16 protein-coding genes are annotated in these 15,727 nt (G+C 29.1%); 15 read left to right on the top strand and 1 reads right to left on the bottom strand.

Going from position 1 to position 15,727, the window contains the following annotated elements; translation table 11 throughout:
* Nucleotides 1-112 precede the first annotated feature (112 nt).
* From rplS to BEN51_RS05500, 3 genes are all read left to right on the top strand, one after another.
* Complete coding sequence (gene rplS, locus BEN51_RS05510; RefSeq protein ID WP_119865077.1) at nucleotides 113-463, top strand: 50S ribosomal protein L19; 351 nt, start codon at nucleotides 113-115, stop codon at nucleotides 461-463.
* Nucleotides 464-566: 103 nt separating this feature from the next.
* Nucleotides 567-1,412, top strand: a complete 846-nt coding sequence (gene ylqF, locus BEN51_RS05505) for a ribosome biogenesis GTPase YlqF (RefSeq protein WP_119865076.1) — start codon at nucleotides 567-569, stop codon at nucleotides 1,410-1,412.
* 24 nt (nucleotides 1,413-1,436) lie between these two features.
* The gene (locus tag BEN51_RS05500; RefSeq protein WP_119865075.1) at nucleotides 1,437-2,258 is read left to right on the top strand and encodes a ribonuclease HII; all 822 of its coding nucleotides are present in this window, start codon (nucleotides 1,437-1,439) and stop codon (nucleotides 2,256-2,258) included.
* Here the strand turns inward: BEN51_RS05500 and BEN51_RS05495 are convergent.
* Nucleotides 2,245-2,616, bottom strand: a complete 372-nt coding sequence (locus BEN51_RS05495) for a YraN family protein (RefSeq protein WP_119865074.1) — start codon at nucleotides 2,614-2,616, stop codon at nucleotides 2,245-2,247. The two genes, BEN51_RS05500 and BEN51_RS05495, sit on opposite strands and share 14 nt — an antisense overlap.
* 123 nt (nucleotides 2,617-2,739) lie before the next feature.
* On the opposite strand from BEN51_RS05495, the gene BEN51_RS05490 reads away from it, so the two are divergent.
* The 12 genes from BEN51_RS05490 (at nucleotide 2,740) to rseP (ending at nucleotide 15,718) form a co-directional block, all read left to right on the top strand.
* Nucleotides 2,740-4,269: a YifB family Mg chelatase-like AAA ATPase gene (locus BEN51_RS05490; RefSeq protein WP_119865073.1), complete on the top strand. Its 1,530-nt coding sequence runs from the start codon at nucleotides 2,740-2,742 to the stop codon at nucleotides 4,267-4,269.
* A 15-nt stretch (nucleotides 4,270-4,284) separates the two neighbouring features.
* Nucleotides 4,285-5,319 (top strand): DNA-processing protein DprA, encoded by a 1,035-nt coding sequence (gene dprA, locus BEN51_RS05485; protein ID WP_119865072.1) that lies wholly within the window; start codon nucleotides 4,285-4,287, stop codon nucleotides 5,317-5,319.
* A 47-nt stretch (nucleotides 5,320-5,366) separates the two neighbouring features.
* On the top strand, nucleotides 5,367-7,460 hold the full coding sequence (topA, locus tag BEN51_RS05480; protein ID WP_119865071.1) for a type I DNA topoisomerase: 2,094 nt from the start codon (nucleotides 5,367-5,369) through the stop codon (nucleotides 7,458-7,460).
* 136 nt (nucleotides 7,461-7,596) lie between these two features.
* The gene (gene codY, locus BEN51_RS05475; RefSeq protein WP_119865070.1) at nucleotides 7,597-8,367 is read left to right on the top strand and encodes a GTP-sensing pleiotropic transcriptional regulator CodY; all 771 of its coding nucleotides are present in this window, start codon (nucleotides 7,597-7,599) and stop codon (nucleotides 8,365-8,367) included.
* Between the two features lie 215 nt (nucleotides 8,368-8,582).
* The gene (gene rpsB, locus BEN51_RS05470; RefSeq protein WP_119865069.1) at nucleotides 8,583-9,284 is read left to right on the top strand and encodes a 30S ribosomal protein S2; all 702 of its coding nucleotides are present in this window, start codon (nucleotides 8,583-8,585) and stop codon (nucleotides 9,282-9,284) included.
* An 82-nt stretch (nucleotides 9,285-9,366) separates the two neighbouring features.
* On the top strand, nucleotides 9,367-10,278 hold the full coding sequence (gene tsf / locus BEN51_RS05465; RefSeq protein ID WP_119865068.1) for a translation elongation factor Ts: 912 nt from the start codon (nucleotides 9,367-9,369) through the stop codon (nucleotides 10,276-10,278).
* Between the two features lie 71 nt (nucleotides 10,279-10,349).
* On the top strand, nucleotides 10,350-11,066 hold the full coding sequence (gene pyrH / locus BEN51_RS05460) for a UMP kinase (protein ID WP_119865067.1): 717 nt from the start codon (nucleotides 10,350-10,352) through the stop codon (nucleotides 11,064-11,066).
* Nucleotides 11,067-11,076: 10 nt separating this feature from the next.
* The gene (frr, locus tag BEN51_RS05455) at nucleotides 11,077-11,634 is read left to right on the top strand and encodes a ribosome recycling factor (RefSeq protein WP_119865066.1); all 558 of its coding nucleotides are present in this window, start codon (nucleotides 11,077-11,079) and stop codon (nucleotides 11,632-11,634) included.
* Between the two features lie 52 nt (nucleotides 11,635-11,686).
* Complete coding sequence (locus tag BEN51_RS05450; protein ID WP_119865065.1) at nucleotides 11,687-12,436, top strand: isoprenyl transferase; 750 nt, start codon at nucleotides 11,687-11,689, stop codon at nucleotides 12,434-12,436.
* A gap of 18 nt (nucleotides 12,437-12,454) precedes the next feature.
* Complete coding sequence (locus BEN51_RS05445) at nucleotides 12,455-13,249, top strand: phosphatidate cytidylyltransferase (RefSeq protein ID WP_119865064.1); 795 nt, start codon at nucleotides 12,455-12,457, stop codon at nucleotides 13,247-13,249.
* A gap of 277 nt (nucleotides 13,250-13,526) precedes the next feature.
* Complete coding sequence (dxr, locus tag BEN51_RS05440; RefSeq protein ID WP_119865063.1) at nucleotides 13,527-14,687, top strand: 1-deoxy-D-xylulose-5-phosphate reductoisomerase; 1,161 nt, start codon at nucleotides 13,527-13,529, stop codon at nucleotides 14,685-14,687.
* An 11-nt stretch (nucleotides 14,688-14,698) separates the two neighbouring features.
* On the top strand, nucleotides 14,699-15,718 hold the full coding sequence (rseP, locus tag BEN51_RS05435; protein WP_119865062.1) for an RIP metalloprotease RseP: 1,020 nt from the start codon (nucleotides 14,699-14,701) through the stop codon (nucleotides 15,716-15,718).
* Nucleotides 15,719-15,727 lie beyond the last annotated feature (9 nt).

Here is a 15,727-nt window from a genome sequence, read left to right as displayed (position 1 = left end):
TGTTGAAATAGAAAATAAGTTATGTTAAAATAAGCTTTGTGTTAGTACGAGCGGTCCTCTGTCAAGTAAAATTGTTAAGAACGCTAAATATTATTCAAGGAGGGACTACACAATGAACGAATTAATAAGACAAATAGAAGCAGAACAATTAAGAAATGATCTTCCACAATTTAATGTTGGGGATACTCTAAAAGTTTATGTTAAAATCAAAGAAGGTACTAGAGAAAGAGTACAAATGTTCGAAGGAACAGTAATTAAGAAACAAAACGGCGGTTTAAGAGAAACTTTCACAGTAAGAAGAGTTTCTTATGGAATCGGTGTTGAAAGAACTTTCCCTTTAAATGCTCCAAGCATTGATAAAATTGAAGTTGTAAGAAAAGGTAAAGTTAGAAGAGCTAAGTTATTCTACTTAAGAGACAGAGTAGGAAAGGCTGCAAAAGTTAAGGAATTAATGGATAGATAATATTCATTGGCAGTTAAGGGACTTTTTTAAGTCCCTTTTTCTATATATAAAAAGCTAATAATTAGATAATAATAACTCTAATAAAGTAAAAGGAGGAGATATTATGCCAAGAATAAATTGGTTTCCTGGTCATATGAAAAAAACTCAAAGAGAAATAAAGGAGAATTTAAAAGTAGTAGATGCTGTTATTGAAATTAGAGACGCTAGAATTCCAAGAAGTTCAGCTAACCCAGATATAGATAAAATTTGTGGAAATAAAGCAAGAATAATTTTATTAAATAAAAGTGATTTATCTGAAGCAAAAGTAACAAAAATGTGGATTGATAAATTATCATCAGAAAATGTAAAAGCTATAGAAGTTAATTGTTTAACTGGAAAAGGACTTAATCAGATAAGGCCTACTCTTGATTTAATATTTAAGGAAAAACATGATAGATTAAAGGAAAAAGGTCTGGTTAAAATACAAATGAGAGTAATGGTAGTGGGAATACCTAATGTAGGTAAATCTACCTTTATTAATAAAATGGCAAAGAATAATATTGCTAAAACAGGTGATAGACCAGGGGTTACTAAAAATAAGCAATGGATAAAAACAAAAATGGATATAGAGATGTTAGATACTCCTGGAGTATTATGGCCAAAATTTGAAGATGAGGAAACTGCATTAAACTTAGCTTTTACCGGTGCTATAAAGGATGAAATTATGGATAGGGAAGAGCTTGCTTATAATCTAGTAAAGCGACTTCAAGAACATTATCCTGATAATTTAAAGGAAAGATATAAAATAGAAGAAATTAATGAGGATCCTTTAGAAACATTAAATAGTATTGCTAGAAGAAGAGGTTGTTTAATAAAAGGTGGAGAAATTGATTATGATAGGATTTCAACTGTAATTTTAGATGAATTTAGAGCAGGAAAAATAGGAAATATTTCTTTAGAAAGACCTTAACATATAGAAAATGGGGTAACATAAATGAGTTTATCAAATATAAATTTAGAAGAATTAAGTTATAAAAAAGTAAAAGAATATATAGATAAAATAGATATTAATAAAGAAAAAAATAATCAAGAATTAGAAAAACTGATTGACTTACTTATAAATGATAAAAGAAAGAATATTAATTTATTAGGAAATAAGTTAATAAAAGAGAAAGAAAAAATAGAAAAAGAAATAAATAGAGTTAAGCTAATGTATGATTTTGACAAAACTTTAGGAAATTTTAAATACATTGCTGGAGTAGATGAAGTAGGCAGAGGTCCCCTTGCAGGACCTATTGTTGCCTGTGCTGTAATTCTGGATCTAAATGTATTAGAAGAAGATTTAATTCTTGACCTTAAAGATTCTAAAAAGTTATCATCTAAAAAAAGAGAAGAGCTATCAAATATAATAAAAGAAAAGGCTTTAGCTTATTATATTGCTGAAAGTTCAAATGAAGAAATTGATAAAAAAGGAATAGCCTATTGTAATAATAAAGTTTTTCTAGAAGCATGTACTTCTATGAAAATTAAACCTGATTTAGTTTTATCAGACGGTTATAAAGTTAGAGGTATAGATATACCTAATAAGGCTGTTATAAAGGGAGATGCAAAATCTGCATCAATTGCTGCAGCTTCTATAGTTGCTAAAGTATATAGGGATAATTTAATGAAGGAATATGCAAAAAAATATCCTTATTATGATTTTGAAGAGAATGCTGGTTATGGTACTAAAAAGCATATTGAAGCAATAAAAGAAAAAGGAATTTGTATAATACATAGAAAATCCTTTTTAAACAATATACTTAATAAGCTCTAAAGGCATCTTCTATATGAATTATATTATTTAAGTCATTTTTGGCATTAAAATAAACCTCTATAACATCAAATCTACAATTATAATTAAATAATTTCCTTTTATATATGTAGTATTTACATAAATTAATAATTTTCTTTTGTTTTGAGCAGGTAATAGCTTCCATGGGTCTTCCAAAGGAGTTATTATACCTGCTTTTTACTTCTACAAAAATTATCATATCTTTAAATTTACAGATTACATCTATTTCTCCATATTTATTTCTAAAATTTTTATCTAATATATAATATCCTTTCTCTTTCAAAAAATTTATTCCTATGTCTTCGCCATAAGAACCTATATTTTTATTGTAGTTTTTCATATAAATCACCCTTAAATAATATTGACAGAAAATAAATAATTAATAATTTTTAAAATTATGATTAATAATTAAAGATTAGTGTCAATAATTTTTAAAAGATAAGAGTAATAAGGGGTGATATATATGTCTATAGAAATCATAAGTGCTACATATAATGGACTTGATGGAATATTAGTAAATGTAGAAGTTGATATCACTAAGGGAATACCTAGTTTTAATATTGTTGGACTACCTGATGCTTCAATAAAGGAGGCTAAAGAAAGAGTAAGATCAGCAATAATAAATAGTGGTTTTGAATTTCCTTTAGGTAGAATTACTATAAACCTTGCACCAGCAGACCTTAGAAAAATTGGATCTTTACTTGATTTACCTATAGCTATAGGACTTTTAATGGAATCAAAGCAGATTAGTCCCAAAAATCTTAAAGATTTTATTATCTTTGGTGAGCTTTCACTAGCGGGAGATTTAAAAGAAATAAAGGGTGTTCTCCCAATTATATTTGAAGGAAAAAACAAGGAAAAAAATAATTTTATCTTTCCTTACAATAATTTAAAAGAATTAAGATATTTTAATATAGGAAATTTTTATCCTTTTAGAAACTTAAAAGAAGTAGTATCTTTTATAGAGAACCAAGATTTGTTGCCCTTTGAATTTTGTGAGGATGATAAAAAAAGAAATAATGATGATAAATATATAGATTATTCAGATATAATTGGACAACAAACTTCCAAAAGGGCTATGGAAGTTGCTGCAGCAGGGAGACATAATATATTACTTTTTGGTTCTCCTGGGGCTGGAAAAACAATGCTGGCAAAAGCTCTTCCATCAATTATGCCTAATCTTACATATAAAGAAAAAATGGAAATCGCTAAAATATATAGTGCTTCAGGCATGTATTTAGAAGGTCATGGAATAAATAGACCATTTCGTAACCCTCATCATACAATAACGAAGGTTGCTTTAGCAGGTGGGGGGAAGGAAATAAAGGCTGGAGAAATTACTCTAGCTCATAATGGAGTTTTGTTTTTAGATGAAATATTAGAATTTAAAAGAGAAGTTTTAGAAGTGTTAAGAGAACCTTTAGAAGAAAAGGTTGTTAGAATAAATAGGCTGAACTATTCCTATAATCTTCCATCTAATTTTTTACTAATAGGGGCCTTTAATCCATGTCCCTGTGGCCTGTATTCTGGAAATTTCGGGGAGAATGGATGTACTTGTACAGAAACAGAGATTAAAAGATATCAAAAAAGATTGTCTAGAGCCCTTTTAGATAGAATAGATTTATTAAATTATGTACCAAGAATAAAGTTGGAAGATATTAATTGTAAAAAGGATAGAATAGATTCTAAAACCATGAAAGCTCGTGTTATGAGGGCTGTAGAAATACAAAGGCAAAGATATAAAAACAGCAGTTACAACTATAATTCAGAAGTAAAAGGTAAAGACATAAATAAATTTTTTAATATTACCAAGGAAGCAGTAGATTTAGTTAAATTATTTTATGATAAATTTAATCTAACTATGAGGTCCTATGATAAAATAATTAAAATTTCAAGAACATTAGCAGATTTAGATGAAAGTGAGAACATATATGAATATCATATTTTCGAAGCTTTAGCTTATAGAAAAAACATCTTTGGAGAAATTATTTAGTTGTAGGTGAAGGTTATGAATAAAGATGAATTATGGTTTATATTATTGAATTTATCTAATAAAGAAAAAATATCTTTAATAAAAAAATATAAGAGTATTAATTATATAAGGAATAATATAAATAAAATAAGCGAACTATATAAATTAAATTTAGAGCTAAAAGAAAGTCAAATAGAAGAACTTATAGAATATATGGAGGAAAAGGGAATTGACTACATTACAATATTTTCAGAAGAATACCCCGAAACATTATTAAGTGCATATGATCCACCTTATGCATTATTTTATATAGGTAATTTGGATTTGCTAAAAAGTAGAATGATTGCAGTTATAGGCGCAAGAAATTGCAGTCAATATGGAATGGAAGCTGCAAAGCTTATTGCAAAGGAACTAAGTGATAATAATGTTACTATAGTAAGTGGAATGGCCATTGGTATAGATTCTATTGCTCAAAAGTGTGCTGTTGAAAATTCAGGAAAAACTATTGCTGTATTAGGCTGTGGAGTAGATTATATTTATCCTAAGAGCAATAAATTATTATATGAAAATATTAAAAAAGATGGACTTATAATATCAGAATATATTCCAAGAACAAATCCAAGACCGTATTATTTTCCTATGAGAAACAGAATAATAAGTGGAATTTCTGAAGGCTTAATAGTTGTGGAAGCTTCAAGTAAAAGTGGGTCATTAATAACAGCAGATTATGCTCTTTATCAAGGTAAATCAGTGATGGCAGTTCCTGGATCAATATTTCAGAGAAATAGTAATGGCTGCAATAAATTAATAAGAGATGGAGCCCATATACTTTCGAGTTTAGAGGATCTTAGAAGTTTATTTAATCTTAAGAAAAAAGACAAGGAAAAGGGCAAAATTAGCTCATTAAAAATGTCTTTATTTAATATTATTAGCGATGAACCAAAGCATTTGGACGAAATATTAGAATCTGTAAATGTTGACAGAAAGGTATTATTTGGGTTATTATTTGAAATGCAAAAGAAAAACGAAATTATTTGCCTTCCGGGCAATTATTATGTAAAATCATTATAAAAAATTTAAGGGGGTGAAAACTCCAAATAATAAATGGAGTTTTATATATGGGACAAAATCTTGTAATAGTAGAATCACCTGCAAAAGCAAAGACTATAAGTAAATATCTTGGAAAAAACTACATAGTCGAAGCATCAATGGGCCATGTAAGAGATTTACCAAAAAGTACATTAGCTGTAGATGTTGAGGATAATTTTAACCCCAAGTATATTACAATTAGAGGTAAAGGCGAATTACTTAATAAATTAAGAAAGGCTGCAAAAAAGGCTGATAAAATATATTTAGCAACAGACCCTGATCGTGAAGGGGAAGCAATATCTTGGCATTTAGCAAATATTTTAAAATTAGATGAAAATGAAAAATGCAGAATAGTTTTTAATGAAATAACTAAGAAGGCTGTTAAAGGTTCAATAAAAGAAGCGAGAAAAATAGATATAAATTTAGTAGATGCTCAGCAGGCAAGAAGAATATTAGATAGATTAGTTGGTTATCAAATAAGCCCAATTTTATGGAAGAATGTAAAATGGGGATTAAGTGCTGGTAGAGTGCAATCTGCTGCATTAAAATTAATCTGCGATAGAGAAGAAGAAATTAATAATTTCATTCCAAAAGAATATTGGACAGTAGATTGTACTGCGGTTAAAGACAGAAAAAAATTCCCTATTAAACTTTCTCAATATAAAAATAAGAAAATAGAAATAAATACAGAAGATGAAAGTAATAAAATAATTGAAGAATTAAAAAAGGGAGAATTTCTAGTAACAAAGGTCAAAGATGGAACAAGAATTAAAAATCCATTACCACCTTTTACAACTAGTACATTACAACAAGAAGCGTCAAAAAAATTAAATTTTATTACCAAAAGAACTATGTCAATAGCACAAGTCTTATATGAAGGGGTAGAAGTTAAAGGTTACGGCACAGTGGGTCTTATAACATATATGAGAACAGACTCTGTAAGAATTTCAGATGAGGCTCAAGAAAATGCATTAAAATTTATTGCTTCAAATTTTGGTGAAGAATATGTTCCTAAGAATAAAAGGGTCTATAAAACTAAAAAAAATACTCAAGATGCCCATGAAGCTATTAGGCCAACAATTATAGAAATTACGCCTGAAATCGCAAAAGAATCCTTGACTGCAGAACAATATAAATTATATTCGTTAATATGGAATAGATTTATGGCAAGTCAAATGGAAGCTTGCGAATTAAAAACTAAAAGCATAGAAATAAATAATGGAGATTATAAGTTTAAAGCAAATGGTTCTATAGTGAATTTCGATGGTTTTATGAAAGTATATGAGTATAATTCAGAAGAAGAGAAAGATGATGTAGCTTTACCAGATTTACAGGAAGGTGATAAACTTACTAAGGTTGATGTAGAAGGAAAACAGCATTTCACTCAGCCGCCAGCTAGATATACTGAAGCTTCCTTTGTTAAACTTCTTGAAGAAAAGGGTATAGGTAGACCAAGTACTTATGTTCCAACAATTACAACTTTACTAAGCAGAGATTATGTTAGAAGAGATAAGAAAAATCTAGTAGCAACCGAACTCGGTATTATAGTAAACAATATTTTAAGTGAATATTTTAAAGAAATAGTAGATGTTGAATTTACTGCAGAGATGGAAAGAAACTTAGATTATATAGAAGAAGGAAAAGAAGATTGGAGAAAAATCGTTGGAGATTTTTATAAACCATTAAAAGAAGCTATTGATAGAGCAGAAAAAGAGGTTTCTAAGGTTGTTATTGAAGATGAGGCAACTGATATACCTTGTGATAAATGTGGTAGAATGATGGTAATTAAAAAAGGAAGATATGGGAAGTTCTTAGCTTGCCCAGGTTACCCAGAATGTGAAAATGCAAAGCCAATAGTAGAAGAATTAGATGTACCTTGTCCAAAATGTGGAGGAAAAGTAATTGCAAAAAGAAGCAAGAAGGGTAAGAAGTTTTTTGGATGCAGTAATTATCCAGAGTGTGATTTTGTTAGCTGGAATGAACCTCTAAAGGAAAAATGTGAAAAATGTAATTCTTATATGGTACTAAAATATAGTAAATCAAAAGGTAATTATGCACAATGCTCTAACGAAGAATGTAAAAACGAGGTTATTTTAACTAAAGAAAAGGAGAGCGAAAACTAGTTTGTGTCTAATAAGATAAAAAAATGTTGAAAATAGGAAATAGTTATGATATTCTTTAATAAAGATTCATATTTTTTGAAAATTAAGTCTATTTTAAATATTCAAAAAATAGCTTTGAAATATAGGAGGAAATGGAATGTCATCACTATTAGACAAAACTAGGAAACTTAATAAAATACTACAAAAATCTGGTACTGAACCTGTGGCTTTTGAAGATATATGCTCAATTTTAAGTGAAGTTCTTGCATGTAATGTATATGTAACCAGTAGAAAAGGAAAAATATTAGGATATACATTTGTAAAAGATTTTGAATGTGATATTATGAAAAACTATGTAGTAACTGAAAAAAGATTTCCTAAAAGCTATAATGATAGTTTGCTAAATATTAGTGAAACAATTGCTAATTTAAAAAATAAAGGTGAATGTGTCTTTAAAGGTGAGGGCGATTGCATTATAGATAATAAAATAACTACTATCGTTCCAATAATAGGTAATAGAGAAAGGCTTGGGACTTTAATACTTGCAAGGTTTGATAGAGACTTTACTGATGAAGATTTAGTTTTGGCAGAATATAGTGCTACTGTAGTTGGTATGGAAATTTTAAGATCAAAGCAGGTTGAAATAGAAGAAGAAGCAAGGAAAAAAGCTGTTGTAGAATTAGCAATAGGAACTCTTTCCTACTCAGAACGTGAAGCTATACTACATATTTTTGAAGAATTAGACGGTAACGAAGGTTTATTAGTAGCTTCAAAAATTGCAGATAAAGTTGGAATTACTAGAAGTGTTATAGTAAATGCTCTAAGAAAATTTGAAAGTGCAGGAGTTATTGAATCTAGATCCCTTGGAATGAAAGGTACTCATATAAAGATATTAAATGATAAGCTTTTAGATGAATTAAAAAAATAAAATAACATAAATTAAGGATGTCAATTTATTTGGCATCTTTTTGCATGAAAATAAAATTGAAGTAATTTGGTAAAAAAAATGTTGCCACTATAATTAGCTTATGTTATACTAACAAAGGTAATAAAATACACACAATATCAGATTTATAAAGACGGTGCCTTGTTTAAGGAAGCTTTATAAGAAGATATTGGAGGAAATAACCAGGAGGTAAGAAAATGTCAGTAATATCAATGAAACAATTATTAGAAGCAGGTGTACATTTCGGACACCAAACAAGAAGATGGAACCCTAAAATGGCTCCTTATATATTCACAGAAAGAAATGGAATATATATAATCGACCTACAAAAAACAGTAAAGAAAATAGATGAAGCATATAGCTTTATTAAAGAAGTTGCAGCTGAAGGAAAAGACATATTATTTGTAGGTACTAAAAAACAAGCTCAAGAAGCTATTGAAGAAGAAGCTATAAGATCTAACATGCACTTTGTTAATAATAGATGGTTAGGTGGAATGTTAACAAACTTCTCTACTATAAAGACTAGAATCAATAGACTTGAAGCTTTAAAGAAAATGGAAGAAGACGGAACATTTGAAGTTCTTCCTAAGAAAGAAGTTGCTCAATTAAAGAATGAAATGGAAAAATTAGAAAAGAACTTAGGTGGAATAAAGAACTTAGATGCTAATAATATAGGTGCTATGTTCGTTGTTGACCCAAGAAAAGAAAAGATAGCAATTTCAGAAGCTAAAATTTTAGGTATTCCAGTTGTTGGTATAGTAGATACTAACTGTGATCCTGAAGAAGTAGATTATGTAATTCCAGGAAATGATGATGCTATAAGAGCTGTTAAATTAATAACTGCTAAAATAGCTGATGGAATCATAGAAGGAAGACAAGGAGAACAATTAGCAGAATAATTATAGAAAGGTAGGTGAGAATTCTCATTTACCTTTTAACCTAAATAATAAGGTTTACAATAAGTTAGGAGGAATATACATTATGATAACTGCTCAATCAGTTAAAGAGTTAAGAGAAAAAACTGGTGCAGGAATGATGGACTGCAAAAAGGCTTTAACAGAAGCTAATGGAGATATGGAAAAAGCTGTTGAAATATTAAGAGAAAAGGGATTAGCTGCTGCTGCTAAAAAAGCTGGAAGAATTGCAGCAGAAGGTCTTGTAAAAACTTATGTATCAGAAGATGGAAAAACAGCCGGAATTATTGAATTAAACTGTGAAACAGACTTTGTTGCAGCAAACGAAGAATTCGTTGCTGTTGCTGATAGAATAGCAGAAATAGCTTCAAAGACTTCTGCAAAAACAGTAGAAGAACTTGTTAATGAAAAATATGATGATAACAGTACTATTCAAGAAACTTTAACAGCTTTAATTGCAAAATTAGGCGAAAATATGACATTAAGAAGATTCGAAAAATTCTCTGTTGAAAAAGGATTAGTAGAAAGCTATATCCATGGTGGCGGAAGAATTGGTGTTGTTGTTGAATTAGCTTCTGATTCTGACAATACTGCAGTATTAAGAGAAGTAGCAAAAGACGTTTGTATGCAAGTTGCTGCTGCAAATCCATTATTCTTAAGTGAAAATGATGTAGATCAAACTACTTTAGAAAAAGAAAAAGAAATATACAGAGTTCAAGCTTTAAATGAAGGAAAACCAGAAAAAATTGTAGATAAAATGGTAAACGGAAGAATTCAAAAATACTTTAAAGAAGTATGCCTTTTAAATCAAGCTTGGGTTAAAGATGGAGATAAGAGCATAATCAAATACCTTCAAGAAAAATCAAAGGAAGTTGGTTCTCCTATAACTGTTAACAGATTTGTAAGATTCGAAAGAGGAGAAGGTATCGAAAAGGCTGAAGATAACTTCGCTGAAGAAGTAGCTAAGATGACTAAGTAATACAAAGGAGGACACGTTGTGTTCTCCTTTTTTTAGGGAGATACCAAATTAAATTTGTGGAGGTACTAAGAATGGGAAAAAGTGAATATAAAAGAGTAATACTTAAAATTTCTGGGGAAGCTTTAGCTGGAGAAAACGGCTTTGGTTTCGATTTCGACGTAATTAAAAGAATAGCCCTAGAAATTAAGGAACTAGTAAAAATGAATTTAGAAGTTGGAGTAGTAGTTGGTGGTGGAAATATCTGGAGAGGCAGAAGTGGAGAAGGCATGGATAGAGCACAAGCAGATTATATGGGAATGCTTGCAACTTGCATTAATGCTTTAGCTCTTCAAGATTCTTTAGAACAAAATGGTGTAAAGACAAGAGTTCAAACTGCTATAGAAATGAGAGAAATAGCTGAGCCTTTTATTAGAAGAAGAGCTGTTAGACATTTTGAAAAAGGAAGAGTTGTAATATTTGCAGCTGGTACAGGAAATCCGTATTTTTCAACTGATACTACTGCGGCTTTAAGAGCTGCTGAAATAGAAGCAGATGTAATTTTATTAGCAAAAAAAGTAGATGGAGTTTATGATAAGGATCCAAATGTATATTCAGATGCTAAAAAATATGATACATTAAGTTATATAGAAGTTTTAGAGCAAGGTTTACAAGTAATGGATTCCACAGCTACTTCATTATGCATGGATAATAATATTCCAATCTTAGTATTTGGATTAGATACACCAGGAAACATTATAAAAGCAGTTACTGGTGAAAAAATTGGTACATTAGTTTCAAGTATAAAATAGGGAGGTTTATATGATTAAAGATATAACTCAAAGAGTAGAAGAAAAAATGAATAAAACAATTGCTGTTTTAAAAAAGGATTTAGCAACAATGAAAGCTGGTAGAGCCAATCCTACTATGCTTGATAGAATCCAAGTTAATTATTATGGAAGTCTTTGCCCAATAAATCAAGTTGCGAATGTTTCTGCACCTGAGCCAAGAGTACTAGTGATTGCTCCATGGGAAAAATCTTTAATTAAAGAAATTGAAAAGGCAATATTAACTTCAGATTTAGGAATAAACCCATCAAATGATGGTAGTGTTATAAGATTAGTAGTACCTGAATTAACTGAGGAAACAAGAAAAAATTTAGTAAAGGTTGTTAAGAAAACTGGAGAAGAATCAAAAATTGCAATAAGAGCCATTAGAAAAGAAGCAAATGATAAAATTAAGGCTCTTAAAAAGAACGGGGAAATTTCTGAAGATGAATTAAAAGTTGCTGAAGAAAAAGTTCAAAAAATAACAGATTCATTTGTAAAGGAAATCGATACAATAGTTTTATCTAAGGAAAAAGAGATAATGTCAATATAAACCTGCTCTTTAGCGGGTTTTTTCCTTATTTATATTGGAGGGTGAAGGAAATATGATAGGATCCTTTATAAAAAAAAAGAAAAAAGAAATAGTTTTAGATAAAGAAAATATTCCTGAACATATTGCTATAATAATGGATGGAAATGGCAGATGGGCAAGAAAGCGAAATCTTCCTAGGACAATGGGCCATAGAGCTGGAGTAGAAGCCATTAGAAGAGTTCTTAAAGAAGCAGATAAAATTGGGATCAAATATCTAACCCTTTATGCTTTTTCAACAGAAAATTGGAAGAGACCTAAAGATGAAGTATCTGCTTTAATGAATCTTTTAGTAGAGTACTTTAAAAAAGAGTTAGCAGAATTAAATAAAAATGGTGTGGTTATAAGGATATCTGGAGATATTACTAAACTTCCTAAGATTGCCGAAGAAGAGATAATAAAGGCTGTTGAAATTACTAAAAATAACAAAGGTATAGTTTTAAATCTAGCCTTTAATTACGGTGGAAGAGATGAAATCTTAAGGGCGGTAAAAACTATAGCGGAAGATTATAAAAATAATAAAATAAATTTAGATGAAATTGATGAAGATAAATTCTCAAATTATCTTTATACTTGCAATATACCTGATCCAGACCTTATTATAAGACCTTCTGGAGAACAACGAATTAGTAACTTTTTATTATGGCAATGTGCTTATTCAGAATTTTGGTATTCAGATATATGCTGGCCAGATTTTAATGAGGAACACTTACATATGGCCATTTACGATTTCCAACATAGAAATAGAAGATATGGTGGAATATAATAGTTTAGAGGTGTGATAATGAAAAAAAATAGCAGATACTTTGGAGCTTTGGTTATGACCCCTTTTGTCATATTTCTTTTACTAGGAGGGGTTTGGTTAAAATCTATTACTTTTCTTATCTCTGTTTTAGGATTATATGAAATTTATAGTGCGTTAAAAGAAAAAAAATTTAATCCTATCGATATAGCAGGATATATTTTATTAATTGTATATTATTTAATGAATAGTAACTTAGAGAAATTTGTATATGTACTATTGCTTGTATCAATTTTATTACTTATAATTCCTATAATAAATCTTAAATATAATTTTATTGACTCAGCTCTTACCATATTATCTTTTATTTATGTTGGAATCTTATTTAGCTTTATTCCTATTATTAGTAATAAAGTTAACGGTAATTATTTAATTTGGTTAATATTTATAGGTTCATGGCTTTCTGATACCCTTGCCTATTATTCAGGGAAATATTTTGGCAGGAAAAAGCTATGTCCAGAAATAAGTCCGAATAAAACAATAGCTGGATCTATTGGAGGATTTTTAGGAAGTACTATTGGTTGTGGGATTTTCGGTATTATAATGATTAATAGAATTGCCAATGTTAATTTGATACACTTTTTCTTAATAGGAGCTTTATGTGGAATAATGGGACAGCTTGGAGATTTAGCAGCATCATCTATTAAAAGATATGTTGGCATAAAAGACTATGGAAATTTAATACCTGGCCATGGTGGAATATTAGATAGATTTGATTCAATTTTATTTAATTCACTTGTAGTGTTTTATTATTTAACCTTTATAGCAAAAATTTAAATTTTTATTATAATAAATTAAAAATAGCAGATGAAATAGTATTTGAATAAAAATTCTGTTTCAGCTGTTATTTTTTTATTTATAGTTATAAATATTGGTTTTAACTAATAATTTTTATTTGTTAATAATTTGTTATTATATTTTTCTATTGAGAATAATTGTTTTTATTGAAATAATAATATAAAATAATAAGGAAAACCTTAATAAAATTAATGGTAAGCTAATAAATCTTATGAAGAGATAGTTTTTATATATCTACGTAAATTAGGAGGCAAAAATGAATAATATTTCAATTTTAGGAGTAACAGGCTCAATAGGAATTCAAACCTTAGATGTAATAAGAAAATCTAACAAAGAAATTAACTTAGTTGGGGTAAGTGCAAATACATCTGTAAATAAAATGAAGGAAATAATTAAAGAATTTATGCCTAAATATGTTGCAATGATGGATAGAAATGCTGCAGATGACATAAAATCATATTGTATAGAAAATAACTTTAATATAGAAGTCTATTCAGCAATTGAAGGTTTAGAAAAAATTGCTACACTTGAAGAAATAGATATGGTTGTAACCTCTGTTGTTGGAATGATTGGTCTTAGACCAACAATTAAGGCCATTGAAGCAAAAAAGGATATTGCATTAGCTAATAAGGAAACTCTAGTTGTTGCTGGGGAACTTATTATGAAAAAGGCTAGAGAAAATAATATTAAAATATATCCAGTAGATTCAGAACATAGTGCAATTTTTCAAGCTTTAAGTGGATATAAAACAGATGATATCAGTAAAATAATATTAACTGCTTCAGGGGGACCTTTTAGAGGAAAGAATTTAGAATATTTAAAAAATGTTACAGTAGAAGAGGCTTTAAACCATCCTAAATGGAATATGGGCAAGAAGATTTCGATTGATTCAGCAACTTTAATGAATAAAGGATTAGAAGTAATAGAAGCTCATTATTTATTTAATTGTTCTTATGATAAAATTGAAGTGATTATTCATCCTCAGAGTATTATACATTCAATGGTTGAATATAAGGATGCAAGCGTTATTGCACAGCTTGGATCAACAGATATGAGACTGCCAATTCAATATGCATTAAATAAAAAGGTAAGAAAGCATCCTATTGCTAGTAAACTAAATTTTTATGAAATTAGTGAGCTTACTTTTGAAAAGCCAGATATGGAAACTTTCAAATGCCTTAAACTTGCATATCAAGCAGGAAAAGAAGGTGGCCTTGCTCCATGTATTTTAAATTCTGCTAATGAAGAAGCTGTTGCTTTACTATTAGAAGAAAAAATAAACTTTATTGAAATTCCAACAATAATCGAAAAAGCATTAGAATACTTTAAAGAAGAAAAATCAAAAGAACTTACCTTAGAAAATATATTAGAAATTGATTATAAAGTAAGAAAATATGTAAGAGATAATTGTAAGTAGGAGGAAGTATATTGTATATAATTTATGCGTTAATAGGATTTGGTTTACTTATTATTGTTCATGAACTTGGACATTTTATTATGGCAAAGGTTAATGGAATTAAAGTTGAGGAATTTTCTATAGGGATGGGCCCTAAAATACTTTCTACTCAGGGCAAAGAAACAAAGTACTCTTTAGGTTTGTTTCCTATAGGTGGATATGTTAAAATGCTAGGTGAGGAGGAAGAAGTACAGGATGAAAGAAGCTTCTCATCAAAGTCTCCTTTAAGAAGAATAAGCGTAATAGTGGCAGGGGCTGCTATGAACTTCTTATTTGCTATACTAATGTATACAATAATTTTAAATAAATTTGGCTATGCTTTGCCAGTAGTAGATAGTGTTGTAGAAAATTCTCCTGCTATGGAAGCTGGTCTTCAAGAAGGGGATAAATTTCTAAAAGTAGATGGAAATAAAATTTATACTTCGGAGGATATACAATTTGCTATAGGAATGGCAAAGGACAATTCGGTAGATTTTTTAATAGAAAGAAATGGGGAAAAGTATGAATATACCATAACTCCAGAATTAGTTAAAGATGGTAATAGTGAAAGATATATGATAGGTTTTGGATTTAAATATATTAATAGCCCAAACATCTTTGACAGTTTTAAACATAGTTTCAATAAAACTATTTCTGCAGTGAATCAGACCTTTACAGGCATAAAAATGATGGTTACTGGAAAATTAAATCTTAAAACAGATGTTGGAGGACCAGTATCTATAATTAGAATGTCAAGTGCTGCAGCTGAAAGTGGAATTTGGAATTTAGTATATTTTTTAGCTTATATAAGTATAAACTTAGCAGTTATGAATATGATGCCATTTCCAGCTTTAGATGGTGGATGGACAGTTATATTACTAATTGAACTGATTACAAGAAGAAAGGTCCCAGAAAAGGTAGTTGCAGCAATAAATTATTTTGGAATTATGTTTTTATTTGGAGTTATGATCTTAGTAACTATAAAGGATATACTATTCCCTATAAGTTTATAGGAGAGATAA

It is taken from the genome of Clostridium isatidis (assembly GCF_002285495.1).
In the GTDB taxonomy this organism is placed as follows: domain Bacteria; phylum Bacillota; class Clostridia; order Clostridiales; family Clostridiaceae; genus Clostridium; species Clostridium isatidis.
Note: the sequence above shows the minus strand (reverse complement) of the source record. Positions and strands in the feature narration are given on the sequence as shown.

Bases quoted from the DNA above. Each gene is read 5' to 3' on its own strand.
- rplS (WP_119865077.1), top strand. From the start codon at position 113: ATGAACGAATTAATAAGACAAATAGAAGCAGAACAATTAAGAAATGAT.
- ylqF (WP_119865076.1), top strand. From the start codon at position 567: ATGCCAAGAATAAATTGGTTTCCTGGTCATATGAAAAAAACTCAAAGA.
- BEN51_RS05500 (WP_119865075.1), top strand. From the start codon at position 1,437: ATGAGTTTATCAAATATAAATTTAGAAGAATTAAGTTATAAAAAAGTA.
- BEN51_RS05495 (WP_119865074.1), bottom strand. From the start codon at position 2,616: ATGAAAAACTACAATAAAAATATAGGTTCTTATGGCGAAGACATAGGA.
- BEN51_RS05490 (WP_119865073.1), top strand. From the start codon at position 2,740: ATGTCTATAGAAATCATAAGTGCTACATATAATGGACTTGATGGAATA.
- dprA (WP_119865072.1), top strand. From the start codon at position 4,285: ATGAATAAAGATGAATTATGGTTTATATTATTGAATTTATCTAATAAA.
- topA (WP_119865071.1), top strand. From the start codon at position 5,367: ATGGGACAAAATCTTGTAATAGTAGAATCACCTGCAAAAGCAAAGACT.
- codY (WP_119865070.1), top strand. From the start codon at position 7,597: ATGTCATCACTATTAGACAAAACTAGGAAACTTAATAAAATACTACAA.
- rpsB (WP_119865069.1), top strand. From the start codon at position 8,583: ATGTCAGTAATATCAATGAAACAATTATTAGAAGCAGGTGTACATTTC.
- tsf (WP_119865068.1), top strand. From the start codon at position 9,367: ATGATAACTGCTCAATCAGTTAAAGAGTTAAGAGAAAAAACTGGTGCA.
- pyrH (WP_119865067.1), top strand. From the start codon at position 10,350: ATGGGAAAAAGTGAATATAAAAGAGTAATACTTAAAATTTCTGGGGAA.
- frr (WP_119865066.1), top strand. From the start codon at position 11,077: ATGATTAAAGATATAACTCAAAGAGTAGAAGAAAAAATGAATAAAACA.
- BEN51_RS05450 (WP_119865065.1), top strand. From the start codon at position 11,687: ATGATAGGATCCTTTATAAAAAAAAAGAAAAAAGAAATAGTTTTAGAT.
- BEN51_RS05445 (WP_119865064.1), top strand. From the start codon at position 12,455: ATGAAAAAAAATAGCAGATACTTTGGAGCTTTGGTTATGACCCCTTTT.
- dxr (WP_119865063.1), top strand. From the start codon at position 13,527: ATGAATAATATTTCAATTTTAGGAGTAACAGGCTCAATAGGAATTCAA.